This is a genomic window from Aeromicrobium phoceense, from assembly GCF_013868155.1.
GTDB classification, from domain to species: Bacteria; Actinomycetota; Actinomycetes; order Propionibacteriales; family Nocardioidaceae; genus Aeromicrobium; species Aeromicrobium phoceense.
The window spans coordinates 1,928,350-1,951,807 of record NZ_JACEOG010000001.1; the positions used below are offsets into that span (position 1 = coordinate 1,928,350).

Consider the following 23,458-nt stretch of genomic DNA (forward strand, 5'->3'; position numbering starts at 1 on the left):
GAGACATGTTCGAGGAAGGCCAGTACTTCGCGCCGATCGTCACCAAGGGCGACGGCAGCGTCTCGGTGCAGCTGGGGGAGGGGCATCCCGGGCTGGAGGATCCCGAGTACCGCGCGCGGCGCGACCGCATCGCGACGGCGGCGGCGCAGTGGGAGCCGGGCGACCCGGCCCCGCTCATCGACTACACGGACGACGAGCACGAGGTCTGGCGCGTCGTGTGCGCCGACCTGCACGAGAAGCACCGGGAGTACGCCTGCCAGGAGTACCTCGACGGCAAGGAGGCGTTCGGCCTGGCCGAGGACCATGTGCCCCAGCTCCACGAGCTGTCCGAGGCGCTCGCGCCCCTGACCGGCTTCGCCTACCAGCCGGCGGCGGGCCTGGTGCCGCTGCGCGAGTTCTACGGCGCGCTCGCCGACAAGAAATTCTGGGCGACGCAGTACGTGCGCCACCACTCGGTGCCGCTCTACACGCCGGAGCCGGACGTGCTGCACGAGGTCGTCGGGCACGGGAACACGCTCGCCGACCGCCGGTTCACCGACCTCTACGAGGCAGCGGGCGCGGCGGCCCGGCGCGTGGAGTCCGACGAGGCGCTGGAGTTCGTCAGCAAGGTCTTCTGGTTCACGCTGGAGTTCGGCGTGGTCCACGAGTCCGACGGGTTGAAGGCCTACGGCGCGGGGATCCTGTCGAGCCCGGGGGAGATCGAGGAGTTCCGCCACATGGCGATCCGGCCGCTCGACCTCGCCGACATGGGCACGACCGACTACGACATCACCCACTACCAGGAGGTGCTGTTCGCGGCCTCGTCGTTCAGCCAGGTCCAGGACGTCGTCGGCGGCTTCTGGGACACCTGCACCGACGACTCGATCGCCGCGTTGAAGGTCGCTGCCTGAGGACGGCCGGGGCTGATGTGGCACAGTGTCGCCGTGGCGATCTGGAAGGCGGTCGACGGGGCTCCCGACACTTCGGTGTCCGAGCCGACGGCCGTGACGATCGGGAACTTCGACGGCGTCCACCGAGGCCACCAGTCCCTGCTCGCCGCCACGCGCGCCGTGGCCGGCGACCTCTCCACGGTGGCGATCACCTTCGATCCGCACCCTGTCGCGATCTTCGCGCCCGACCGTGCGCCCGTCCGGCTGACGACGCTCGAGCGTCGCATCGAGCTGCTGCACCAGCACGGCGCCGACCACGTGCGCGTCCTGGACTTCACCAGGGAGATGGCCTCCTGGTCGCCCGTCGAGTTCGTGCAGGCCGTCGTGCTCGACCAGTGCCACGCGCGCGCCGTCGTGGTGGGGGAGGGCTTCCGCTACGGCAGTCGTGCCTCCGGCTCGATCGAGACCCTCGCGGCCTCGGGCGCCGAGCACGGCTTCGTCGCGCAGGAGTCCGCGCTCGCCGGGGACGAGGAGGCCTTCTCGTCCACCCGGGTGCGCGCCGCGGTCGCCGCGGGTAACGTCGAGCTCGCCGCCGAGCTGCTCGGCCGCTCCCACGAGGTCGAGGGCGTCGTTGTCGAGGGCGACCGCCGCGGCCGCGACCTCGGATTCCCGACGGCGAACGTGCCGGTCGACGCCACCTACGCGGTCCCGCCCGACGGCGTGTACGCCACCCGGCTGCTGCTGCCCGACGGCACGCGGCTTCCCGGAGCCACGTCGGTGGGCACCAATCCCACCTTCGAGGGTGTGGTGGGACGCCGCGTGGAGACCTACGTGCTCGACCGCGACGATCTCCAGCTGTACGGGCAGCGGGTGCGCGTGGAGTTCGTCGCGCGACTGCGCGAGATGGTCGCCTACGACTCGCTCGACGCGCTCGTCGAGCAGATGCACCGCGACGTGGCCCAGGCGCGCGCGGCACTGCTCGCCTGACCCCGCATGGCGATTGGCCCAGCGCGGGCCCGCGCTGATACCCTGATGGTTGCCGTAGATCGGCCACGGAACGAGAGTGCCCCGGTGAACAGGCCCGGGCGCGCCGTGCAACGGACATCCCAAGGAGAAACGTGTCGAAGAAGACTGCTGCCCCCACGGTGGCGAACCTGTCGAAGAGCGAGATCATCGCCGAGTACGCCACCAGCGAGGGCGACACCGGATCCGCGGAGGTCCAGATCGCGCTGCTCACCGGCCGCATCTCGCACCTGACCGGACACCTGCAGGAGCACAAGCACGACCACCACAGCCGTCGCGGCCTGCTGCTGCTCGTCGGCCAGCGTCGCCGCCTGCTGAACTACCTGCAGAACGAGGACATCGAGCGCTACCGCTCGCTCATCGAGCGACTCGGCCTGCGCCGCTGACATCGCGGGCGGTCATCCCTTCGGGGGTGGCCGCCCGTTCCGCATCACCACGCTGTACCTGAAACAACTGCATCTGAATCACCCATGACGAGGTCGGCGATTGCTCGGTCCTCGGTAGTGGCCCTCGGAGCCCTTGGGGCGACCGCGGGCCTCGATCGAAGACCGGCCCGGCCCGGGTCCGAACGCGGACCGCGCCGGCGCAGCCACCTCGTCCCGACAGCGCAGGGGAGCATCCCCTGCAGAAGGGACATCAATGTCCGACATCACCTCCGTGGAGACCGTGATCGACAACGGTCGATTCGGCACCCGCACCATCCGCCTCGAGACCGGTCTGCTCGCCCAGCAGGCGGCCGGCTCCGTCTCGGCCTTCCTGGACGACGACACGATGCTGCTCTCGGCCACCACGGCCGGCAAGCAGCCGAAGGACCACTTCGACTTCTTCCCCCTCACGATCGACGTCGAGGAGCGCATGTACGCCGCGGGTCGCATCCCGGGCTCGTTCTTCCGTCGTGAGGGACGTCCGTCCGAGGACGCGATCCTCACGTGCCGCCTGATCGACCGCCCGCTGCGCCCGACCTTCAAGAAGGGTCTGCGCAACGAGGTCCAGGTCGTCATCACGGTCCTGGCGCTCAACCCCGACACCCCGTACGACGTGCTGGCGATCAACGCCGCCTCGGCGTCCACGCAGATCTCGGGCCTGCCCTTCAGCGGCCCGGTCGGCGCGACGCGCGTCGCCCTGATCGACGGCCAGTGGGTCGCCTTCCCGACGCACAGCCAGCTCGAGGACGCCGTGTTCGACATGGTCGTCGCGGGTCGCATCGCGGGCGACGACGTCGCGATCATGATGGTCGAGGCCGAGTCCACCGAGAAGACGTGGGAGCTCGTCCAGGGTGGCGTCCAGGCGCCCACCGAGTCGATCGTGGCCGGTGGCCTCGACGCGGCCAAGAAGTTCATCCGCCAGCTGTGCGAGGCGCAGGCCGAGCTGGCCTCCGCCGCCGCGAAGCCCGTCCAGGACTTCCCGGTCTTCCTCGACTACGAGGACGACGCGTACGAGGCCGTCCGCGAGATCGCGTCGGCCGACATGACCGAGGCCCTCACGATCGTCCGCAAGGCCGACCGCGAGGTCCGCGAGTCCGAGATCAAGGCCAACGTCATCGAGCAGCTCGGTGAGCGCTTCGAGGGCCGCGAGAAGGAGCTCGGCGCCGCGCTGCGCTCGCTCACCAAGTCGCTCGTGCGCGATCGCGTCCTGCGCGACAACGTCCGCATCGACGGCCGTGGCCTGGCCGACATCCGTGCCCTGTCCGCCGAGGTGGGCATCGTTCCTCGCGTGCACGGCTCGGCGCTGTTCCAGCGTGGCGAGACCCAGATCATGGGCATCACCACGCTGAACATGCTCGACCTGGAGCAGAAGCTCGACACGCTCTCGCCCGAGACCACGCGTCGCTACATGCACAACTACAACTTCCCGCCGTTCTCCACCGGTGAGACCGGACGCGTGGGCTCGCCCAAGCGTCGCGAGATCGGCCACGGCGCCCTGGCCGGCCGGGCCCTGCTGCCCGTCCTGCCCTCGCGCGAGGAGTTCCCCTACGCGATCCGTCAGGTGTCCGAGGCGCTCAGCTCCAACGGCTCCACCTCGATGGGCTCGGTCTGCGCGTCCACCCTGGGCCTGCTGAACGCCGGTGTGCCGCTGCGCGCGCCGGTCGCCGGCATCGCGATGGGCCTCATCTCCGGTGAGGTCGACGGCGAGCAGAAGTTCGTCACGCTGACCGACATCCTCGGAGCCGAGGACGCCTTCGGCGACATGGACTTCAAGGTCGCCGGCACGCGTGACTTCGTGACCGCGCTGCAGCTGGACACCAAGCTCGACGGCATCCCCGCCGACGTGCTCGCCGGCGCGCTGCAGCAAGCGCACGACGCCCGCCAGACGATCCTCGATGTGATGGCCGAGGCCATCAGCGAGCCCGACGAGATGAGCCCCTACGCTCCGCGGATCATCACGGTGAAGATCCCGGTCGACAAGATCGGCGAGGTCATCGGCCCGAAGGGCAAGATGATCAACCAGATCCAGGACGACACCGGCGCGAAGATCTCGATCGACGATGACGGCACCGTCTACGTGGGCGCCGACAACGGCGACTCGGCCGAGGCGGCCAAGCAGGCCATCAACGCGATCGCCAACCCGACGATGCCCGAGGTCGGCGAGCGCTACCTCGGCACCGTCGTCAAGACGGTCGACTTCGGCGCGTTCATCTCGCTCCTCCCGGGCAAGGACGGCCTGCTGCACATCAGCAAGCTGCGCGAGCTCAACGGCGGCCAGCGCGTGAACAACGTCGACGACGTCGTCAAGGTCGGCGACAAGATCCAGGTCGAGATCGCCGAGGTCGGCGACCGCGGCAAGCTCTCGCTGATCCCCGTCTCGGACAAGTCCGAGGAGACGCAGGAGTCGGCGCCGGAGTCCACCGACGCCTGATCACCCGTTCCGCACGAGGCCCCGCACCGGTTGGTGCGGGGCCTCGTCGCGTACGGATGCTTGACGCCCTCCCCGCCTCACAGCTCCTCGCGGGTCAGGTCGTACGTGATGGTGAACTCGTAGACGCTCGCGACCGACCCGCCCGGGTCCTGGGTCCACGTGGTGGTCCCGCTCAGGCGCAACGGACTGGGATCGGAATCGTTCAAGGGACGGTCCGAGCTCGCGTCCCATCTGCCGCCGAGGCCGAACGACAGCGGGGAGGCCGTGGCCTCGCTCTCCATCTCCCACCCCGGGCACAGGTACCGGTACCTCGTCGTGACCTGAGCCGGCATCGGCATGATGTAGGTCCCGTCCGGTTCATCGGCGAACGCGATCACCTCACCGCTCGGGTAGCCCAGCGCCTCCGACGAGCCGCCGCCCGACCATGTCGCCTCCGAGGTGGGGTCCAGGTGATAGTAGGGGCCTCCGACGTCGGGCGGCGCCATGCAGAACCCCTTGCTCCAGTCGGTGACGTCGAGGGACACCTGTGCGGTGTACGGGCGCCACGTGGCGGCAGAATCGGGATCGATCGGCCGGAGCTCGGTGTAGCTTCCGCTCGCCACCTGACGCAGGCCGGTCAGGCCGGAGCTCTCGGGGTACTCGGTCGCCCACTCGGACTGGATGGAGATCGTGCCCCGCCACGGGCCGTAGCATCCGTCGACGGGCATCGGCAGCTTGATCCGGGCGAACTCCTTGTCGTACACGCTCCCGGTGTGCGAGAGCTCCTTGTCGAAGGACATCACCTCCAACGAGGCCGACATGGAGTACCCGAGACTGCCGCTGATCCGTACCCGGCATTCCGGGTGGGCCCAGTCGGCGCTGAGGCTGACCGGCAGGCCGACGGCGAGCTCGCCGTGATCGTAGAACTCGAGCTCGGCCTCGGGACGGAGTCCGACCTCGGCGTGCAGGGCGGCGTCGGCTCTCGTCACGCTGACGGCCGGATCGGTGCTGTCGGTCCGGCTGACCAGACCGTCGTCGAGGTCGATGCCGATCGTGGCGGAGGCGGACTGGTGCGCCTCGACCGTGGCGGCACCGGAGACCGATCCGGAGGTCCACGCGTCGACCTCGAGGCCCGGCCTCACGACGACCGGCACGGGACCGATGCTGAAGACGATGGTCGCGAACGTGATCTCCGTGAGGTCGTCGATCGTCTCGTGCCAGGTCGCGAGGGCTTCGGCCTCGAAGGAAGCGTCGAGGGCCTCTGTGAGGGTGAGGGTGGCCCGACCGTCGATGCCCGTCCAGCCGATGTCGATGTCGATGTCGCCGTCGACGGTGAGGCTCGCGCTCCCGCTGACGGTCGCCGTCGCGGTGTCACCGCCGACCTGACGCTGCCAGTCGAAGGCGATCGTGTGGGGATCCAGGAGGGCGCGCGCACCCCGGGCAGCCGGGCGCGGCGCGAAGACCACCGCGCGGGAGGCGCTGCCCCGGCGCACCGCCTCGGTCAGGGCTGCGTCGCGGGTCGCCAGGGTGGTGGTGCCGTTCCCATTGTCCGTGCGTCCCAGCACGCGCAGGAGGAACCCCTGCGGGTTGGTCGCCGTGGGACCGGAGGCGAGCACCGCGCCGACAGGCGGCCGCGTCGCGGTCGGGACCACCAGCGTGCCGCTGGCGGGGTCACGTGTTCCGAAGGTGGCGCCCGCGGAGGTGACGACCCGCGCGTCGGGGTCGAGCAGGCTCGTGCCGGTCGTCCAGCCGGCGATAAGGAGGCCGACCGTGGCCGACGTGCCGCCGACATTGCGCACGGTGATCGTGCCGTTCGACGCGATCGGCACCCACCAGGTCGACTGGTCCGGGCGCCCCCGCAGGGGTCGCACGACCGCGAGCGTCGAGCCGACCCCGATCGCCGCACTCGACGTCCTCGTCGACGACTTCAAGGTGAGGAGGATCGCCGTCGGGGGAGTGGCGCTCGTGAGTGCGGGGATGCCGGCTCGACCGGCAACGGTGATCGTGGCGGTCGCCCGACCGCGCAGCGAGACGGTGCTGATGGATCGTGCCGCCTGGGTGGTGCTCCACTCCCCGGCAACGCCGGGATCGGCCTGGACGGCGTTCCTTGACGAGACCCAGCCCGTCACCGTCGCGCGGACCTTGGCCGGAGCTGATCCGTTGACGACACGGAACCTGCCCGCCGCGTCGATCGGGACGATCGTCGTGACCTGCGTGGTCCGTCTCGGCACCGTCGTGATCACCGGTGTTCCCGACCCCCTCGCCGAGGTGGTGAGCCCCACCGTGGACGCTTTCGACGACCCGGTCGCCGTCAGCGTCACGACCGCCGCACGGACGCCCGACGAGGGCACGGCGCCTCGGCGGGCGGAGACCCAAACCGACCGGCCCGCTCTCAGGCTTCCCGCAGAGCCGAGCAACGAGGCCGGCGTGATCGTCCTGATCGTCCCGGTCCGTCCAGCCGACGCGGGCGCGGACAGGGTCCAGGCGACGGCACGGATCCGCACGGACGCCGCGGCCCTGCCGGCCCGCAGGCGGACCGTGCCCGAGCGGACGTACAGCGTGCGGACCGACCGGGCGCGCCGCGCGAGGCTGATCGTCATCGTCGTGCCCGGAGCCGACAGCGCGACGCTGGTGCCGCTGCGCCTCGACGCCGTGGCATCGACCGTGATCCAGACTCCAGTGGCGCCCGTGCGGGGCACACCCCCGCGACCTGCGAGGGCGACCGACGCGGTGCGGCGCGCCTTCAGCGAGGCCGCGATGATCGTCTTCGGAGCCGACGCGACGGTCACCGTCCCGCCCGGGCTGTTCGCGCGCCGAAGGGCTGAGACGGTCGGAGCCGACTCCGTCGCGCCGACGACCGCGACGACCGAGACGCTGCGCGCCGTCGAGGTGTCGGGCAGACCGAGGAATACGTCCTGCGTGTCCGCCGGGATCGTCACCGCGGTGGCTGCCTCCGCGCCCGTCACCCAGGCGCGGTACGCGGTGGCGCCGTCGACAGCCGGCCAGCTCGCGCTCAGTCCCAGGACGTCCGACCTGACGGTCACCGACGAGGGGTAGGGAGTGTCCGCGGCGACGGCGGCGGGCGCGAGCGGGGTGAGCCCCCCGACGGCCAGCGCACCCGTGACGGTGACCCAGGTGACGAGGTGCTGGAACATGACGGCCTCCGGCGTTGCTGCTCCGTCCCCGATCCACCGAATCTAACAGCGTCGGGCGCCGACGATGACTGGAATTGCAAGATGAACGAGCATCGGAGGCACCCCCGTCCCACCAGCCTCAGGGGCGTCTCGCTCCATGGGTCGACCAATGTGGGAGCGTTCCCAAATTTCTCTTGACGTTCACGTGTGATGCAGGCCACACTGTATGGGAGCGCTCCCATGACCGGTGGGGGACCGACGGAAGGCACGACGTGAACACACGACGAATCGCCGCCTCACTTGCCGCAGTCATCGCCCTGGGCGGCCTCGCCGCGTGTGGTGGGAGCGACTCGGGCGAGGACGGGGACGACATCACCCTGCGGGTGAACCTGTTCGGCAAGTTCGGGTACACCGAGGCGTACAAGAAGTTCGAGGAGGCCCACCCGGGCGTCAAGATCGTCGAGACCGCCGAGGGCGACCTCGGCAAGTACAACACCAAGCTCACCCAGCAGATCGCCGCCGGGGGCGACGCCGGCGACGTCGTGGCGATCGAGGAGGGCCAGACGGTGGCGTTCCTCGCCGCCCCCGACAAGTTCGTCAACCTGCAGGACGAGGGCGGCAACGACGTCAAGGACCGTTGGCTCCCGTGGGTCTGGGACAAGGCCACCACCGCCGACGGCAAGACGACCATCGGCTATGGAACCGACGTCGGCGGTCTGGCGATGTGCTACCGCCGCGACCTGTTCGAGAAGGCGGGCCTGCCCACCGATCGCGAGGAGGTCGGCAAGCTCTGGCCCACGTGGGACGACTTCATCGCCACGGGCAAGAAGTTCCAGGCGGGCATCAAGGACGACAAGGTGGGCTTCATCGACTCGTCGACGAACACCTACAACTCGATCCTCATGCAGCAGGGCGACCACACGTACTTCGACCGCGACGACGAGCTCGTGTTCGACACCAACCCGGCCGTCAAGACGGCGTGGGACTACGCCGTCGAGATGACCGAGGCCGACCTGTCGGCGCAGCTGAAGGCCTTCAGCGACGAGTGGAACGCGGGCTTCAAGAACGGCTCGTTCGCCGCCGTGGCCTGCCCGGCCTGGATGACCGGCTACATCAAGGACCAGTCCGGTGAGGAGAACGCCGGCAAGTGGGACATCGCCACCGTGCCCGGTGGCGGCGGCAACTGGGGCGGCTCCTGGCTGGCGGTCCCGACCTCCAGCGAGCACCAGGACATGGCGCTGGAGCTGATCGAGTTCCTCAGCAACGAGGAGGGCCAGATGATGGCCTTCGACGCCGAGGGTCGCCTGCCGTCCCTGCCCGCGCTGTACGACCAGCCGGAGTTGAAGGAGGCCACGAACGCCTACTTCAACGAGGCGCCGATCGGCCAGCTCTTCGTGGCCGGTGCCTCGCAGCTCGAGCCGGTCTACCTCGGCACCAAGAACGTTCCCGTCCGTGACGCGGTGGAGAACGCACTGCGCAGTGTCGAGAACGGAGAGGTCCCGCCCGCCCAGGGCTGGGACGACGCCTCCGCGGCGGCCGAGAAGGCCGCACGCTGACGCACCCCTGACGCGGCCGGTGTCCGCGCGTTCCTCCAAGGCGCGGACACCGGCTGCCCACGTTCCGGACCACTGATCGGAGAGGATCTCGCCATGGCACGCAAGCGGCTCGCACGGCAGCAGGGCGCCGGGCTCTCGTTCGTCTCGCCGTACTTCATCGTCTTCGCGGTGTTCGGCCTGTTCCCGCTCGTCTACACGGCCTGGGTCTCGATGCACGAGTGGACCCTGCTGGCCGGCAAGGTCGAGTTCATCGGGTTCGACAACTACACCGAGCTGCTCGGCGACTCGGCGTTCTGGCGGGCCCTGGTCAACACCTTCGGGATCTTCGTCCTGGCCACGGTGCCCCAGCTGGTGCTCGCCACGGTGCTCGCGCAGATGCTCAACACGGCGCTGCGCGGCCGCACCGCCTGGCGGATGGGCGTCCTGCTGCCGAACGTCGCGTCGGTGGCGGCCGTCGGCATCATCTTCGGGCTCATCTTCGCCCGCGACTACGGCATCGCGAACTGGCTGCTGGGCTTCGTCGGCATCGAGAACGTCGACTGGCGCGCCCACCGCTGGTCCTCGTGGCTCGCGATCGCGACGATGGTGGACTGGCGCTGGACGGGCTACAACGCGCTCATCCTCCTCGCGGCACTGCAGTCGGTGCCCAAGGAGCTGTACGAGGCGGCCCGGATCGACGGCGCCTCGGCCTGGCGGCAGTTCTGGTCGGTCACCGTGCCGATGCTGCGCCCCACCCTGATCTTCGTGACGATCATCGCCACCATCGGCGGGATCCAGCTCTTCACCGAGCCGTTGCTGTTCAACACCGGCGCCAACGCGATCTCCGGCGGCAACCGCGGCCAGTTCCAGACGGTGGCGATGTACCTCGTGCAGCAGGCCTTCACGGGCCAGCGGTTCGGGTACGCCTCCACGATCGCGTGGGTCCTCTTCCTCATCATCGCCGTCGTGGCGGCGATCAACCTGCTGCTGATGCGGCGCATCCGATCGGCGGACTGACATGAGCACCACCGCGCGCTCCACCGGCGCCTCCCCGATGATGTACGTCACCCTGACCTTCGTGGTGCTGCTGTCCGCGGCGCCCCTGTACTTCATGCTCGTCATGGCCTCGCGCGCCAACAGCGACATCCTCGGCATCCCGCCGCCGCTGCTGCCCGGCGACCAGCTGGCCATCAACATCGAGCGGGTCTTCGCCAACGACGACGTCCAGTTCGCCAAGGCGCTGCTCAACACGCTCGTGGTCGCCACGGTGGCCACGGTCTCCGTGGTGGTCACGTCGGCGCTGGCCGGATTCGCCTTCGCGAAGCTGAGGTTCCGCGGCCGCGACGTGCTCCTGGTCGTCGTGGTGGCCACGATGATGGTGCCGGTGCAGCTGGGACTGATCCCGCTGTACATGCTGATGACGAAGCTCGGCCTCGCGGGCGGGCTGGCCTCGGTGACGCTGCCGTTCCTGGTCAGCGGGTTCGGGGTGTTCTTCATGCGCCAGTACGCCATCCAGGCCATCCCCGACGAGCTGATCGAGGCCGCACGCGTCGACGGCGCGTCGACCCTGCGCATCTTCTGGTCGATCGTCTTCCCGGCACTGCGACCGGCGGCCGCCGTCCTTGGGCTCCTGACCTTCATGGAGCGCTGGAACGACTTCCTGTGGCCGTACATCGCGCTCGACATCAACCACCCCACCGTGCAGGTCGCGCTCTCGCGCCTGTCCGGCGGGTACTACACCGACCAGGCGCTGGTGATGGCCGGGACCCTCATGGGAACCCTGCCGCTCGTCGTGGTCTTCATCGTGTTCGGCCGCCAGATCGTCGGCGGCATCATGGAAGGCGGCTTGAAGTCATGAACGGTCTGAACGAGCGATTCGACCCCGGCTTCGTCTGGGGCGTGGCCACCTCGGCCTACCAGATCGAGGGAGCCACGAACGAGGACGGCCGCGGCCCCTCCATCTGGGACACGTTCGCCGCGAGCCCCGGGCGCACCTTCGAGGGGCACACCGGTGAGGTGGCGGTGGACCACTACCACCGCTGGCCGGAGGACGTGGCGCTCGTCCGCGACCTCGGCCTGGGCGCCTACCGCTTCTCCGTGGCCTGGCCGCGGATCCAGCCCGACGGAAAGGGCCCCGCCGAGCCGCGCGGTCTGGCGTTCTACGACCGCCTCGTCGACGGACTGCTCGAGGCGGGCATCGAGCCCTGGCCGACGCTGTTCCACTGGGACCTGCCGCAGGCCCTCGAGGACGCGGGCGGCTGGCCCGAGCGTGACACCGCGGAGCGATTCGCCGACTTCGCCGAGATCGTCGTGGACTCCCTGGGCGACCGGGTGCGGAACTGGACCACGCTGAACGAGCCGTGGTGCGCCGCGTTCCTGGGCTACGGCGCCGGGATCCACGCCCCGGGCCGCACCGAGCCGGCCGCCGCCATCGCCGCCTCGCACCACCTGCACCTGGCCCACGGCCTGGCCGTGCCGCGGATCCGTGAGAGCCGCCCCGTGGCGCGCGTCGGCGTGACGCTCAACCTCTACGCGGTGTCGCCGGCCGACGACACGGGGCGCCACGACGACGCGGCCCGCCGCATCGACGGACTGATGAACCGCTGGTTCCTCGACCCCGTGCTGCTCGGCCGGTACCCGCAGGACGTGCTGCAGGATCTGGCCGGCTCGGCGGGACTCGACGCGATCCACGACGACGACCTCGCGGTCATCGCCGCGCCGCTGGACTTCCTGGGCATCAACTACTACTCGCGCCACGTCGTCGAGGCCGCGCCGTGGCCGGGAGCCTCGGAGGTAGGGTTCGTCGACCGCGTCTGGCCCAAGACCGCCTCCGGCTGGGACATCGACCCCGCCGGGCTCGGCGAGGTGCTGCGCCAGGTCGACGCGGACTACCCGTCGATCCCGATCTACATCACCGAGAACGGCGCCGCGTTCGACGATCCCGTGTCCGTGGATGGGACGGTGCAGGACCAGGACCGCATCGACTTCATCGCCGGGCACCTCGAGCAGGTGGCCGACGCGGTCGACGCAGGGATCGACGTGCGGGGATACTTCGCGTGGTCCCTGTTGGACAACTTCGAGTGGGCGGAGGGGTACGCGAAGCGCTTCGGGATCGTCCACGTCGACTTCGACACCTTGGTCCGCACCCCCAAGGCCAGCGCTCGGTGGTTCGCCGAGCTCGCCCGGACCAGCAGCACGAAGGAGAGGGCATGACTGACAGCCGCCAGCCGACGCTGGAGGAAGTGGCCCGGCTCGCCGGGGTGGGGCGTGGCACGGCGTCGCGAGTCGTGAACGGCTCGGAGCACGTGTCACCGCACACCCGCGACGCGGTCGAACGTGCCGTGCGCGAGCTGGGCTACGTGCCCAACCAGGCGGCGCGTGCACTCAGGACGCGCCGCACCGACACGGTGGCGCTCGTCATCGCCGAGGACGAGGAGCGCGTGTTCGCTGAGCCGTTCTTCGCCGGCCTCGTGCGGGGGATCTCGCGCGCCGTCGACGCGACGTCGCGGCGCCTCGTGCTCTCGATGGTGCCCGACGAGTCGCACCTCGACCGGCTCGGTCAGTTCCTCACGCCGCAGCACGTCGACGGCGTCATGGTCGTGTCGATGCACGACGCGCTCAGCCTGCCGGAGAGCCCCGACCTGCCGATCGTTCACGTCGGCCGGCCCCGCGACGCGCGCGCCTGCTACGTCGACGTGGACAACCTCGGGGGAGCGCGCCAGGCGGTGGACCACATCATCGGGCGAGGGCGTCAGCGCATCGCGTGCATCACCGGTCCGCAGGACCTGGCCTCCGGACGCGACCGCCTCGACGGCTACCGCGAGGCACTGGCAGCGGCCGGGCTGCCCTTCGAGGAGCGCCTCGTCGAGCCCGGGGACTTCAGCGACGCCAGCGGCGTCAGCGGAGCGGCGGCGCTCCTGGAGCGGTGCCCCGACCTCGACGCGATCTTCGCCGCGAACGACGTGATGGCGCTCGGCGCCCTGCGCGAGCTCTCTCGCCATGGACTCCGGGTGCCCGAGGACGTCGCGGTGGTGGGCTTCGACGGCTCGCCGGCGGCCGCTGCCTCCACACCCGTGCTGACCACGGTCCACCAGCCCCTCGCCGAGCTGGGCACCACGGCGGTGGAGGTGCTGGCGCACCGCATCGACGATCCCGGCGCCGAGGTCCGGTCGGTCGTCCTGCCGGCCGAGCTGCGAGCGGGGGAGTCCGCATGAGCCGCGTCGTGTTCGACGGGGCGACCCGCCTGTTCCCCGGCCAGGAGCGCCCGGCCGTCGACCACATCGACCTCGAGGTCGCCGACGGGGAGTTCCTCGTGCTGGTCGGCCCCTCCGGCTGTGGCAAGTCCACGACCCTGCGCATGCTCGCGGGTCTCGAGGACGTCGACGCCGGCCGCATCCTCATCGGCGACCGTGACGTGACGGGAGTTCCGCCGAAGGAGCGCGACATCGCGATGGTCTTCCAGAACTACGCGCTCTACCCGCACATGACCGTGGCCGAGAACATGGGCTTCGCGCTGCGGATCGCCAAGGTCTCGAAAGCCGACATCACCACGCGGGTGGCCGAGGCGGCCGACCTGCTCGGTCTGACCGACTACCTCGACCGCAAGCCCAAGGCACTCTCGGGCGGCCAGCGCCAGCGCGTTGCGATGGGCCGCGCGATCGTGAGGTCGCCACAGGTGTTCCTCATGGACGAGCCGCTGTCGAACCTCGACGCCAAGCTGCGCGTGCAGACCCGCACCCAGCTCGCCGCCCTCCAGCGCCGGCTCGGCACCACCACCGTCTACGTGACCCACGACCAGGTCGAGGCGATGACGATGGGCGACCGTGTCGCGGTGCTGAAGGACGGTGTCCTGCAGCAGGTCGCGGCCCCCCGCGAGCTGTACGACCGGCCCGTCAACCTCTTCGTCGCCGGCTTCATGGGATCGCCCGCGATGAACCTGCTGGAGCTGCCCGTCAGCGACGGGGGAGTGGCCTTCGGCTCGACCATCCTTCCGGTGCCGCGCGAGGCGCTGATCGGGGCCAGCGCGTCCACGATCGTGGTGGGGGTCCGTCCGGAGAACCTGGCGATCGCGCCCGAGGGTCTGCCCATCGTGGTCGACGTCGTCGAGGAGCTGGGTTCCGACGCGTACCTGTACGGACGCACCGACGGCGTGACCACGCCCGTGGTGGCGCGCACCGATTGGCGCAACCCTCCGGTGAAGGGGACGCCGACCCACCTGGCCGTCCTCGACCCCGAGGCGGTGCACCACTTCGACCCCCGGACGGGCCTGAGGCTCGGTCGATAGCATCGGGCGCATGACACGCGTGGCGGTACTGGGTGCGAAGGGCCGGATGGGATCGACGTCGGCGGCGGCGATCGAGGCGGCCGAGGGGCTCGAGCTCGTGGCGGGGATCGACGTCGGCGACGACCTCGAGTCGCTCGCGGGGGCCGGCGTGGAGGCGGTGCTGGTCTTCACGACCCCCGACGTCGCATTCGACCAGGCGCGTTGGTGCCTCGAGCACGGGATCTCCGTCGTCATCGGCACCTCGGGCTTCGGCGACGACAAGGTGGCCGAGCTCCGCGAGGTCGTCGGCGGGCACGACGGCGTGGGTGCGCTGGTCGTCCCCAACTTCTCCATCGGCGCGGTGCTGATGATGCGCTTCGCGGCCCAGGCCGCGCCGTTCTTCGAGTCCGTCGAGGTCATCGAGATGCACCACCCCGACAAGGTCGACGCGCCCTCGGGCACCGCCGTCCGCACGGCCGAGGTCATCGCCCAGGCCCGGCGCGACGCCGGCTCGGCCGAACTGCCCGACGCCACCACGACCGACCCCGACGGAGCGCGCGGCGCGAAGGTCGAGGGCATCCCGGTGCACGCCGTTCGCGCGCGCGGCTTCATCGCCTCGCAGGAGGTCGTCCTCGGCGATCCGGGCGAGATCTTCACGATCCGTCACGACTCGTCCACGCGGGAGTCGTTCATGCCCGGCGTCGTGGCGGCGCTGCGCTGGATCCCCGGGCGCACCGGGGTCACCGTCGGGCTCGACGAGGTGCTCGGACTCGAGTGAGGAGCCTCAGCCGGCGATGTGCCGCACGAGCGCCGTGGACGCGGCCGCGGCGATCAGCATCGGCAGGAACGACACGTTGCGCCACAGCAGCACGGCGGCCACCGCGAGCCCGACGACGCGGGCGTCCAGCACGACCTCCTGGCCGTCGGTGAAGCCCTGCACGGCCACCAGCGCCGCGAGCAGGCCCACCGGGATGAACCCGGCGGCGCGCTCGGTGAGCGGGTGCTCGAGGACCTTGTCGGGCACCGACAGGCCCAGCAGCTTCAGGGCGTAGCAACCCACCGCCACCGCCAGCACGCCCCACCAGAGGTCACTCATCGCGACCTCCCGCGGGAACGAACCTCAGCCCCACCAGGACCGCCGCGACGCCCCCGATGATGATCGGGGCGCCAGGCGGCGTGAACGGCACGAGACCGAGCGCGACCGCGGCCGCCAGCAGGGCCAGCAGGCGCGAGGACGTCGAGTCCAGGCGCGGCCACAGCAGGCCGAGGAAGGCCGCGGCGACCGCTGCGTCGAGCCCGATGGCGCGCGGGTCGCCGATGCGCTCGCCCGCCACCGCGCCGATCAGGGTCATCAGGTTCCAGATCGCGAAGATGGTCAGGCCGGTCCAGTAGAAGCCGAGGCGGCCCTGCCGTGGGTCCTCCCGCACCACGGACATGGCGGTCGACTCGTCGATCACGATGTGGGCGGTCGCGAGGCGGCGCAGGCCCTTCACGCGCAACACCGGGGCCAGCGTGATGCCGTAGAACGTGTTGCGGATGCCCAGCAGGACGGCGGTCAGCGCGCCGGTCATCGGCGCACCCCCGGAGGCGACGACACCCAGGAACGCGAACTGCGACGCCCCGGTGAAGGCCAGGAACGACAGGGCGCACGCCTGCCACACCGACATGCCGCCGGTCGTGGCGAGGGCGCCGAAGGTGATGCCGTAGAGACCCACCCCGATCCCCACTCCGAGGGAGTCGGCGATGATCTCGCGGTCGGTGGTGGGCTCGCTCACGTCAGCGTCGTGTGGAGGCGGATCTGCTTGAGCGGACCGGTCGCGCCGGCGAACTCGCGGTGCGCGCCGTCGGCGTCCCAGCCCGAGTCGACCAGCCAGGAGCGCAGCACGTCGTCGGTGGGCGAGACCCACCAGACCGCGCGCTCGAAGCCGTCGGCCCGGACGGTGTCCACGCAGGCGTGCAGCAGCCGGGAGCCGTGCCCCAGGCGCTGGTGGTCGGCGGCGACGACGAACTCGCCGATCTCGGCGTCGCGGACCTGGTCGGCGTCGGGGTCGTGGCACGGGTGCACGAGGGCGAAGCCGCGCACGGAGGCCCGCTCGAGCGCCACGAGGGTGCGCATGCGGGCGTCACGCGGCGCGCTGATGAGCTGGCTCCAGCGCTGCGCCATCACCGACTCGTCCAGGGCGTCCAGCTCGGCCGGGTCGACCGCGCCGGCGTACGTGCGCACCCAGTGGTCGTGCTGGACCGCGGCGATCGCGGTGCTGTCGTCGGGCCAGGCGAGCCGGACTGAGAGATCGGCGCTCATCGGACGAACGCCTCGCGCAGGCCCGAGCTCGCGCCGTCGCGCTCCAACGCGGTGGCGAACCGGTCGACGTTGCGTCGTGTCGGCCACGTGCCGAAGACGAGGGCGGCCAGGGCCGCGACGACGGTCACGAGCATCACGGCGCCGCCGATGAGGCCGGCCAGGCCGAGCACGGCGGAGAGCACGAGCGGGATCTCCAGGACGAGGAACGAGCGGGCGACGTGGGAGGAGAGGCGGCGCACCGAGGTCTCCTGCGGCGTGGGGTCGTCCACCGCCAGGGGACCGGGCCGCGACCAGGCGCGGGAGACGAACGCGCCCGCCGCCAGGACCAGCGCGAAGAGGGCCAGCGCGACCCACCAGCGCGCCGCGGGCTCGTCCCCACCGCCGAACACGACGACGACGAGCGCGGCGAACAGGACGGTGACCCCGAGTTGGAGGGCGACGAATCGCTTCACGTCAGCAGGAGTCGGAGTGGTGGGTTCCGGCACGCCGGTCAGTATCTCACGCCGGTCGGGCCCGTCTGTCGGGACGCGTTGCTAGTCTGCCGACATGCAGGCCTACCTCGATCTCGTCCGCCGGATCCTCGACGAGGGGGTGGCCAAGGGCGATCGCACCGGCACCGGCACGCGCAGCGTCTTCGGGCACCAGATGCGCTTCGACCTCGCCGACGGGTTCCCCGTGGTCACCACCAAGAAGGTGCACCTCAAGAGCGTCGTCGCCGAGCTGCTGTGGTTCATCGCCGGCGACACGAACACGCAGTACCTGCGCGACAACGGCGTCACGATCTGGGACGAGTGGGCCGACGACCAGGGCGACCTGGGGCCCATCTACGGCTACCAGTGGCGCTCGTGGCCGGCCCCCGACGGTCGGCACATCGACCAGCTCAAGGCCGTCATCGAGGCCATCAAGGCCGACCCGAACTCGCGCCGTCACATCGTCAGCGCCTGGAACGTCGCCGACCTCGACGCGATGGCGCTGGCGCCCTGCCACGCGTTCTTCCAGTTCTACGTCGCCGACGGCACGCTCAGCTGCCAGCTCTACCAGCGCTCGGCCGACGTCTTCCTCGGCGTCCCGTTCAACATCGCGTCCTACGCGCTGCTGACCCAGATGGTCGCCCAGGTCACCGGCCTCGAGCCCGGCGAGTTCGTGTGGACGGGCGGCGACTGCCACCTCTACGTCAACCACCTCGACCAGGCGCGCGAGCAGCTCACGCGCGACCCGCTGCCGCTGCCGACGCTGCGTCTCGACCCCTCGGTCACCGACATCGACGCGTTCACGCTCGACTCGATCACGATCGAGGACTACCGCTCGCACGCCGCCATCAAGGCCCCGATCGCGGTCTGAGGGATGACGGTCACGATCGCGGTGGCGGTGGGCGAGAACGGCGTCATCGGGTTCGACGGAGGGATGCCCTGGCCCCGCACGGGCGACATGCGCCAGTTCAAGGAGCTCACGTGGGGACACCCGATCGTGATGGGCCGTGCCACCTACGCCTCGATCGGCCGGCCGCTCCCGGGCCGCACCTCCGTCGTGCTCACCCGGCAGCCCGACTTCGACCCGGGCGATCCGAGCGTGCTCGTCGCGGGCGACCTCGACACGGCGCTGGCCCGCGCGCGCGAGTTGGACGACGAGGTCTTCCTGATCGGCGGCGCGGCGGTGTTCGACGAGGCCCTCGCGCGTGACCTCGTCGACACGATGGTCGTCACCCACGTCCCGCTGAGCCCGCCCGGCGACACGTTCTTCGCGCCCGTCGACCCGGCCCGCTGGATCGAGACCGACCGGCAGCGGCACACGGGCACGCCCGACTACGAGATCGCCACCTACGTGCGCCGCTGAACCCCTTGTCGTGTGCCCCTCCCCGTTCGACACTGACGGGAAGGACAGGAGACACCATGGCACACGGCGACATCACGCACATCGACATCCCCGCAGCGGACCACCAGCGCTCCCAGGAGTTCTACGGCTCGCTCTTCGGCTGGAAGTTCCAGGAGTATCCCGGCTACGAGGGCTACCCCATGTGGCAGGCCCCCAACCAGATCAGCGGCGGCGGCCTCGCGCCGCGCTCCGACGACTTCACCCAGCCCCGCTCGTACGTCGAGGTCGACTCGATCGAGGAGGTGCTGGAGAAGGCGCGCGCGCAGGGCGCCCGGGTGGTGATGGAGCGTCAGCCCATCTCCGAGACCAGCTGGTGGGCGATTTTCGAGGATCCCGACGGCAACGTGATCGGCCTCTACGAGGGCACGACCGACACGGGGGAGTGAGGCCTCAGAGCAGGATCGCGAGCTGACGCGACTGGGCCACGAGGCGGCCCTGGTCGTCCCACAGCTCGCCGTCCTCCTCGTGGAAGCCGTCGGCGAGGTGGCGGGTCGTGAAGTGCGACGCCACCCACGAGCCCGGCTCGGGCAGGCGGTGGAAGTGCACCGTGAGCTGCACCGTCATCGAGACCAGGTGGCCCAGCTCGAGCACCGGCGGGGGAGAGGCGTCGACCAGCAGGCCCACGGCGGGCCAGTCGATCTCGGTGCCCCCGTCGAGGCGCTGCCACAGCGTGGCCGTCGGGTCGCCCGACGGCTTGCCCTGGGACCAGCCCGGGGCCTGGGCCATCCGGTACTCGACGCGCCCGAACAGGCCGTCGGCCGGCATGTCGCCCTGGCGCGGGTCGGGCAGCGTGGCGGGGTCGGGCAGGACGGGGGCCACGCCCAGCTCCTGGGTCGGGCCGTGGTGGTCGCGGGCGAAGCTGGCGGTCATCCGCGCCAGCGGCTTGCCCTCGCACGCCAGGTCGACGTCGACCGTCTGCACGCGCCGGCCCAGCTTGACCGGTGTGACGGTCAGGCTCGCCGTGGTGCCGGGCTCGGGGGAGGCGAAGTAGGTGATCGCGGCCACCACCGGGCGGCCGACATCGGCATGGTCCATCGCCGTGCGCAGCATGGAGGCCAGCACCCAGCCGCCGTTGGGCTTGCCCAGCGGGGTGTTCCAGCGGTCGGTCACGGGGAGCGTCAGCGTTCCGTCGGCCGCGGGGGTCGCGACGGTGTCCTGCGGGTAGTGGTCGGTCACCGGTTCATCCTGCCCGAGGGCTCCGACGCGTTGACGGTAACCTCGGAACATGACGTCTCCGCTGGCGACCGAGGCCGCTCCGTTCGGCCGGCTCCTCATCGCGATGGCCACCCCGTTCACCCCGGACGGCGGCCTCGACCTGGATGCCGCTGCCGCACTCGCGACCCACCTCGTCGACTCCGGAGCCGACGGCATCGTCGTCAGCGGCACCACCGGCGAGTCGCCCACGACCACCGGCGAGGAGGACGGGCGGCTGCTGGCCGCCGTGCTCGAGGCGGTGGGCGACCGGGCCACGATCGTCGCCGGCATCGGCACGAACGACACCCGCCACACCGTCGAGCTGGCCGAGCAGGCCGTGCGCATCGGCTCCCACGGGCTGCTGCTCGTGTCGCCGTACTACAGCAAGCCGCCCCAGTCGGGCATCCTGGCCAACATCGATGCCGTCATCGACGCTGCCGGTGACACGCCGATCATGCTGTACGACATCCCCGGCCGCACCGGCGTCGAGATCTCCGAGGCGACCTACGCCGAGCTGGAGTCGCGACGCACGGTCCTGGCCGTCAAGGACGCCTCCGGCGACCTGGCCCGGGCGGCCCGTCTGCGCGCGAGCTCGCGGCTGGCGATCTACTCCGGTGACGACGTCGTGAACCTGCCGTTCTTCGCCATCGGCGCGGTCGGCACCGTCAGCGTCGTCGGCCACGTCGCCAGCGCTCACATCAAGCAGATGATCGAAGCGGTCGACGCCGGGGACCTGGCGCGCGCCCGCGAGATCGACAACGAGATCCTCCCGCTCACGGCCGCCATCATGGGCCAGACGCAGGGTGCCATCGCCGCGAAGGCGGCCATGGTCGAGCTCGGCATCATCCCCAGCGCGGCCGTCCGGCTGCCGCTCACCCCCGCCACGGACGACCAGGTCCAGGTCATCCGCACCGCCTTGAAGGACGCAGGTCTGCTCGCATGAGCCATATGCACACCGAACTTCCCACCCCGCCCCCGCTCGAGCCCGGCGCGATGCGGGTCGTCCCGCTCGGCGGCCTCGGCGAGATCGGTCGCAACATGACCGTCTTCGAGTTCGACGGCAAGCTGCTGATCGTCGACTGCGGCGTGCTCTTCCCCGAGGAGCACCACCCCGGCGTCGACCTCATCCTGCCCGACTTCGGCCCGATCCGCGATCGCCTCGACGACATCGTCGGCCTGGTCCTGACGCACGGCCACGAGGACCACATCGGTGGTGTGCCGTACCTGCTGCGCGAGCGTGGCAACATCCCCGTGATCGGCTCGAAGCTGACGCTGGCCCTGCTGGCGCCGAAGCTCAAGGAGCACCGCCTGAAGGACGTGCCGACGTACACCGTCTCGGAGAACGACGTCCAGTCGTTCGGCCCGTTCGAGTGCGAGTTCGTCGCGGTCAACCACTCCATCCCCGACGCCCTGGCGGTCGCCATCAAGACCGCGGCCGGCGTCGCGCTGCACACCGGCGACTTCAAGATGGACCAGCTGCCGCTCGACGGCCGCATCACCGACCTGCGCGCCTTCGCGCGGCTCGGCGAGGCCGGCGTCGACCTGTTCCTGACCGACTCCACCAACTCCGAGGTGCCCGGCTTCACCACGGCCGAGAAGCAGATCACGCCGGCGATCGACGCCGTCTTCGCGCGCAGCAAGAAGCGCATCATCGTCGCGTCGTTCGCCTCGCACATCCACCGCGTCCAGCAGGTCCTCGACGCCGCCGTGAAGCACAACCGCAAGGTGGCCTACGTGGGCCGCTCGATGGTGCGCAACATGCAGATCGCCCGCGAGCTGGGCTACCTGAACGTGCCCGACGGCGTGGTCGTCGACAAGATCGACGCCGCCCCGCCGGAGCAGATGGTGCTCATGTCCACCGGCTCGCAGGGTGAGCCGATGGCCGCCCTCTCGCGCATCGCGAACCGCACGCACCCCCAGGTGCACCTCGAGCCCGGCGACACCGTCCTGCTCGCGTCGTCGCTGATCCCGGGCAACGAGAACGCGATCTACCGCGTGATCGACGGGCTCACCAAGATCGGCGCCAACGTCGTGCACAAGGGCAACGCCCTCGTCCACGTCTCGGGCCACGCGTCGGCCGGCGAGCTGCTCTACTGCTACAACATCGTGCAGCCGTCCAACGTGATGCCGGTGCACGGCGAGATCCGCCACCTGCACGCCAACGCGGCGCTCGCGCAGCAGACGGGCGTGCCCAACACGATCATCGCCGAGGACGGCTACGCCGTGGACCTCGTCGACGGTCACGCCAGGATCGCCGGGGCGTACGACGTGGGCTACGTCTACGTCGACGGCTCCTCGATCGGCGACGTCACCGACTCCGACCTCAAGGACCGGCGCACGCTGGCAGCCGAGGGCTTCATCTCGGTCATCGCCGTGATCGACTCCACCACCGGCAAGATCGTCACGGGCCCCGAGATCCACGCCCGCGGCCTGGCCGAGGACGACTCGGTCTTCGACGCGATCCAGCCGAAGGTGGTCGCCGCCCTCGAGGAGGCGCTCGCCGACGGCGCGCGCGACACCGCAGCGCTCCAGCAGGTCATGCGCCGGGTCCTGGGCTCGTTCGCGGGCCGTCGCCTGCGTCGCCGCCCGCTCATCATCCCCATCGTCCTGGAGGCGTGAGAGGCGCCTGCGGCAGCCGTTACGCAACCTCGCCAGCGGCGTAACCCGGGTGAAACAGTCCGTCTCCACGCTGGGCGTGTGAGCACTCGGATCATCGTCTGCGGGCACGGGACGACGTCGCACCTCGGCCGTTCGGCCCTCGCGTCGCTCGTCAACGCGATCCGCCGCCATGCCCCGGGCTGCGAGGTGGTCGACGCCTTCGTCGACGTGCAGCAGCCCTTGCTCGCCGACGTGGTGGCCGAGACCTCCGGTCCGCGCGTCATCGTGCCGCTGCTGGTCAACCACGACTGCGCCACGGCGCAGCTGATGAACGAGGTGGCCGCGGACGATCCTCTCGTGCGCGTCGCCCCGGCCATGGGTCCGGACTGGGTGCTGGCCGAGATCGGCGTGCGCCGCCTGATCGAGGCGGGGGCGAAGCCGTCGGACACGATCGTGATGGTGGCGCCCCAGGCCGACGGGTCGAAGGCGCTCGCCGACGTCTCGAAGGCCGCCCGGCTGCTGAGCGCGGTGTGGGGAGGGCCGGTGCACGTGGGCGTCGTCGACGGCGTCGGCACCCCGGTGGAGGACGCGCTCGACGTGGCCCGGGCCCACAGTCACCGGGTCGTCGTCTCGATGTACGCGCTGGCGTCGGGGGAGGGCGCCTCGGCGATCGGACGGCTCGGCGCCGACGTCGTGACCGCCCCGCTGCTGGGCGCCGGAGCGCCGGATCCGCGGCTCGTCTCGCTGGCCCTGGAGCGCGCGCGAGTGCTGGAGGCACCCGGCCCGGTCGGCTCGGCCATCTGAGGACCGGGCCTGCGCCAGCGGCGTGGGTC

The 23,458-nt window shown here is 70.8% G+C and carries 24 protein-coding genes; 18 read left to right on the forward strand and 6 right to left on the reverse strand.

Translation table 11 applies throughout. From position 1 onward, the window contains the following. The first annotated feature begins 5 nt into the window (after nt 1-5). The 4 genes from H1W00_RS09345 to H1W00_RS09360 all read left to right on the forward strand — a co-directional run bounded on the left by H1W00_RS09345 (nt 6) and on the right by H1W00_RS09360 (nt 4,748). Nucleotides 6-890: a phenylalanine 4-monooxygenase gene (locus H1W00_RS09345; protein WP_181755453.1), complete on the forward strand. Its 885-nt coding sequence runs from the start codon at nt 6-8 to the stop codon at nt 888-890. A gap of 33 nt (nt 891-923) precedes the next feature. Beyond that, the gene (locus tag H1W00_RS09350; RefSeq protein WP_338072866.1) at nt 924-1,856 is read left to right on the forward strand and encodes a bifunctional riboflavin kinase/FAD synthetase; all 933 of its coding nucleotides are present in this window, start codon (nt 924-926) and stop codon (nt 1,854-1,856) included. A 158-nt stretch (nt 1,857-2,014) separates the two neighbouring features. Then, nucleotides 2,015-2,278, forward strand: a complete 264-nt coding sequence (gene rpsO / locus H1W00_RS09355) for a 30S ribosomal protein S15 (protein ID WP_153303087.1) — start codon at nt 2,015-2,017, stop codon at nt 2,276-2,278. Nucleotides 2,279-2,531: 253 nt separating this feature from the next. Then, entirely contained in the window at nt 2,532-4,748 is a 2,217-nt protein-coding gene (locus H1W00_RS09360) for a polyribonucleotide nucleotidyltransferase (RefSeq protein WP_181755455.1), read from the forward strand. Between the two features lie 77 nt (nt 4,749-4,825). Here the strand turns inward: H1W00_RS09360 and H1W00_RS09365 are convergent, their stop codons facing one another. Beyond that, entirely contained in the window at nt 4,826-6,526 is a 1,701-nt protein-coding gene (locus H1W00_RS09365) for a hypothetical protein (protein ID WP_181755456.1), read from the reverse strand. On the opposite strand from H1W00_RS09365, the gene H1W00_RS09370 reads away from it, so the two are divergent. The 8 genes from H1W00_RS09370 (at nt 6,498) to dapB (ending at nt 15,437) form a co-directional block, all read left to right on the forward strand. Continuing rightward, complete coding sequence (locus tag H1W00_RS09370; RefSeq protein WP_181755457.1) at nt 6,498-7,784, forward strand: hypothetical protein; 1,287 nt, start codon at nt 6,498-6,500, stop codon at nt 7,782-7,784. The genes H1W00_RS09365 and H1W00_RS09370 overlap by 29 nt on opposite strands. A 349-nt stretch (nt 7,785-8,133) precedes the next feature. Next, entirely contained in the window at nt 8,134-9,417 is a 1,284-nt protein-coding gene (locus H1W00_RS09375; protein ID WP_181755458.1) for an extracellular solute-binding protein, read from the forward strand. Between the two features lie 93 nt (nt 9,418-9,510). After that, nucleotides 9,511-10,413 (forward strand): carbohydrate ABC transporter permease, encoded by a 903-nt coding sequence (locus H1W00_RS09380; RefSeq protein ID WP_181755459.1) that lies wholly within the window; start codon nt 9,511-9,513, stop codon nt 10,411-10,413. A 1-nt stretch (nt 10,414) separates the two neighbouring features. Next, nucleotides 10,415-11,254 carry a carbohydrate ABC transporter permease gene (locus tag H1W00_RS09385; protein WP_181755460.1) on the forward strand — a complete coding sequence of 280 codons (840 nt, stop codon included), beginning with the start codon at nt 10,415-10,417 and terminating at the stop codon, nt 11,252-11,254. Then, entirely contained in the window at nt 11,251-12,609 is a 1,359-nt protein-coding gene (locus H1W00_RS09390; protein WP_181755461.1) for a GH1 family beta-glucosidase, read from the forward strand. The genes H1W00_RS09385 and H1W00_RS09390 overlap by 4 nt, the downstream gene beginning before the upstream one ends. Further along, nucleotides 12,606-13,610 carry a LacI family DNA-binding transcriptional regulator gene (locus H1W00_RS09395; protein WP_181755462.1) on the forward strand — a complete coding sequence of 335 codons (1,005 nt, stop codon included), beginning with the start codon at nt 12,606-12,608 and terminating at the stop codon, nt 13,608-13,610. Before H1W00_RS09390 ends, H1W00_RS09395 begins: the two co-directional genes overlap by 4 nt. After that, the gene (locus H1W00_RS09400; protein ID WP_181755463.1) at nt 13,607-14,680 is read left to right on the forward strand and encodes an ABC transporter ATP-binding protein; all 1,074 of its coding nucleotides are present in this window, start codon (nt 13,607-13,609) and stop codon (nt 14,678-14,680) included. Before H1W00_RS09395 ends, H1W00_RS09400 begins: the two co-directional genes overlap by 4 nt. A gap of 10 nt (nt 14,681-14,690) precedes the next feature. After that, nucleotides 14,691-15,437 (forward strand): 4-hydroxy-tetrahydrodipicolinate reductase, encoded by a 747-nt coding sequence (dapB, locus tag H1W00_RS09405; RefSeq protein WP_181755464.1) that lies wholly within the window; start codon nt 14,691-14,693, stop codon nt 15,435-15,437. 6 nt (nt 15,438-15,443) lie between these two features. Here dapB and H1W00_RS09410 read toward each other — a convergent pair whose 3' ends face one another. From H1W00_RS09410 to H1W00_RS09425, 4 genes are read right to left on the reverse strand one after another with little or no spacing between them, the layout of a single operon-like run. Next, nucleotides 15,444-15,755 carry an AzlD domain-containing protein gene (locus H1W00_RS09410; RefSeq protein WP_181755465.1) on the reverse strand — a complete coding sequence of 104 codons (312 nt, stop codon included), beginning with the start codon at nt 15,753-15,755 and terminating at the stop codon, nt 15,444-15,446. Then, the gene (locus tag H1W00_RS09415) at nt 15,748-16,434 is read right to left on the reverse strand and encodes an AzlC family ABC transporter permease (RefSeq protein WP_181755466.1); all 687 of its coding nucleotides are present in this window, start codon (nt 16,432-16,434) and stop codon (nt 15,748-15,750) included. The genes H1W00_RS09410 and H1W00_RS09415 overlap by 8 nt, the downstream gene beginning before the upstream one ends. Then, nucleotides 16,431-16,961, reverse strand: coding sequence for a GNAT family N-acetyltransferase (locus H1W00_RS09420; protein WP_181755467.1), 531 nt, complete (start codon nt 16,959-16,961; stop codon nt 16,431-16,433). Before H1W00_RS09420 ends, H1W00_RS09415 begins: the two co-directional genes overlap by 4 nt. After that, nucleotides 16,958-17,413: a hypothetical protein gene (locus tag H1W00_RS09425; RefSeq protein WP_181755468.1), complete on the reverse strand. Its 456-nt coding sequence runs from the start codon at nt 17,411-17,413 to the stop codon at nt 16,958-16,960. The genes H1W00_RS09420 and H1W00_RS09425 overlap by 4 nt, the downstream gene beginning before the upstream one ends. Before the next feature lie 94 nt (nt 17,414-17,507). Between H1W00_RS09425 and H1W00_RS09430 the strand changes: the two genes are divergently transcribed. From H1W00_RS09430 to H1W00_RS09440, 3 genes are read left to right on the forward strand one after another with little or no spacing between them, the layout of a single operon-like run. After that, a complete protein-coding gene (locus tag H1W00_RS09430; protein WP_181755469.1) occupies nt 17,508-18,302 on the forward strand; it encodes a thymidylate synthase in 795 nt (264 codons plus the stop codon). Nucleotides 18,303-18,305: 3 nt separating this feature from the next. After that, nucleotides 18,306-18,794 (forward strand): dihydrofolate reductase, encoded by a 489-nt coding sequence (locus tag H1W00_RS09435; RefSeq protein WP_181755470.1) that lies wholly within the window; start codon nt 18,306-18,308, stop codon nt 18,792-18,794. Nucleotides 18,795-18,850: 56 nt separating this feature from the next. Continuing rightward, nucleotides 18,851-19,219 carry a VOC family protein gene (locus H1W00_RS09440; protein WP_181755471.1) on the forward strand — a complete coding sequence of 123 codons (369 nt, stop codon included), beginning with the start codon at nt 18,851-18,853 and terminating at the stop codon, nt 19,217-19,219. A gap of 4 nt (nt 19,220-19,223) precedes the next feature. On the opposite strand, the gene H1W00_RS09445 is transcribed toward H1W00_RS09440, so the two are convergent. After that, the gene (locus tag H1W00_RS09445; RefSeq protein ID WP_181755472.1) at nt 19,224-20,009 is read right to left on the reverse strand and encodes an acyl-CoA thioesterase domain-containing protein; all 786 of its coding nucleotides are present in this window, start codon (nt 20,007-20,009) and stop codon (nt 19,224-19,226) included. Between the two features lie 49 nt (nt 20,010-20,058). Between H1W00_RS09445 and dapA the strand changes: the two genes are divergently transcribed. From dapA to H1W00_RS09460, 3 genes are all read left to right on the forward strand, one after another. Further along, entirely contained in the window at nt 20,059-20,970 is a 912-nt protein-coding gene (gene dapA, locus H1W00_RS09450; RefSeq protein WP_181755473.1) for a 4-hydroxy-tetrahydrodipicolinate synthase, read from the forward strand. Then, nucleotides 20,967-22,646, forward strand: a complete 1,680-nt coding sequence (locus tag H1W00_RS09455) for a ribonuclease J (protein ID WP_206679993.1) — start codon at nt 20,967-20,969, stop codon at nt 22,644-22,646. Before dapA ends, H1W00_RS09455 begins: the two co-directional genes overlap by 4 nt. Before the next feature lie 78 nt (nt 22,647-22,724). After that, entirely contained in the window at nt 22,725-23,429 is a 705-nt protein-coding gene (locus H1W00_RS09460; RefSeq protein ID WP_181755475.1) for a sirohydrochlorin chelatase, read from the forward strand. Nucleotides 23,430-23,458: the final 29 nt, after the last annotated feature.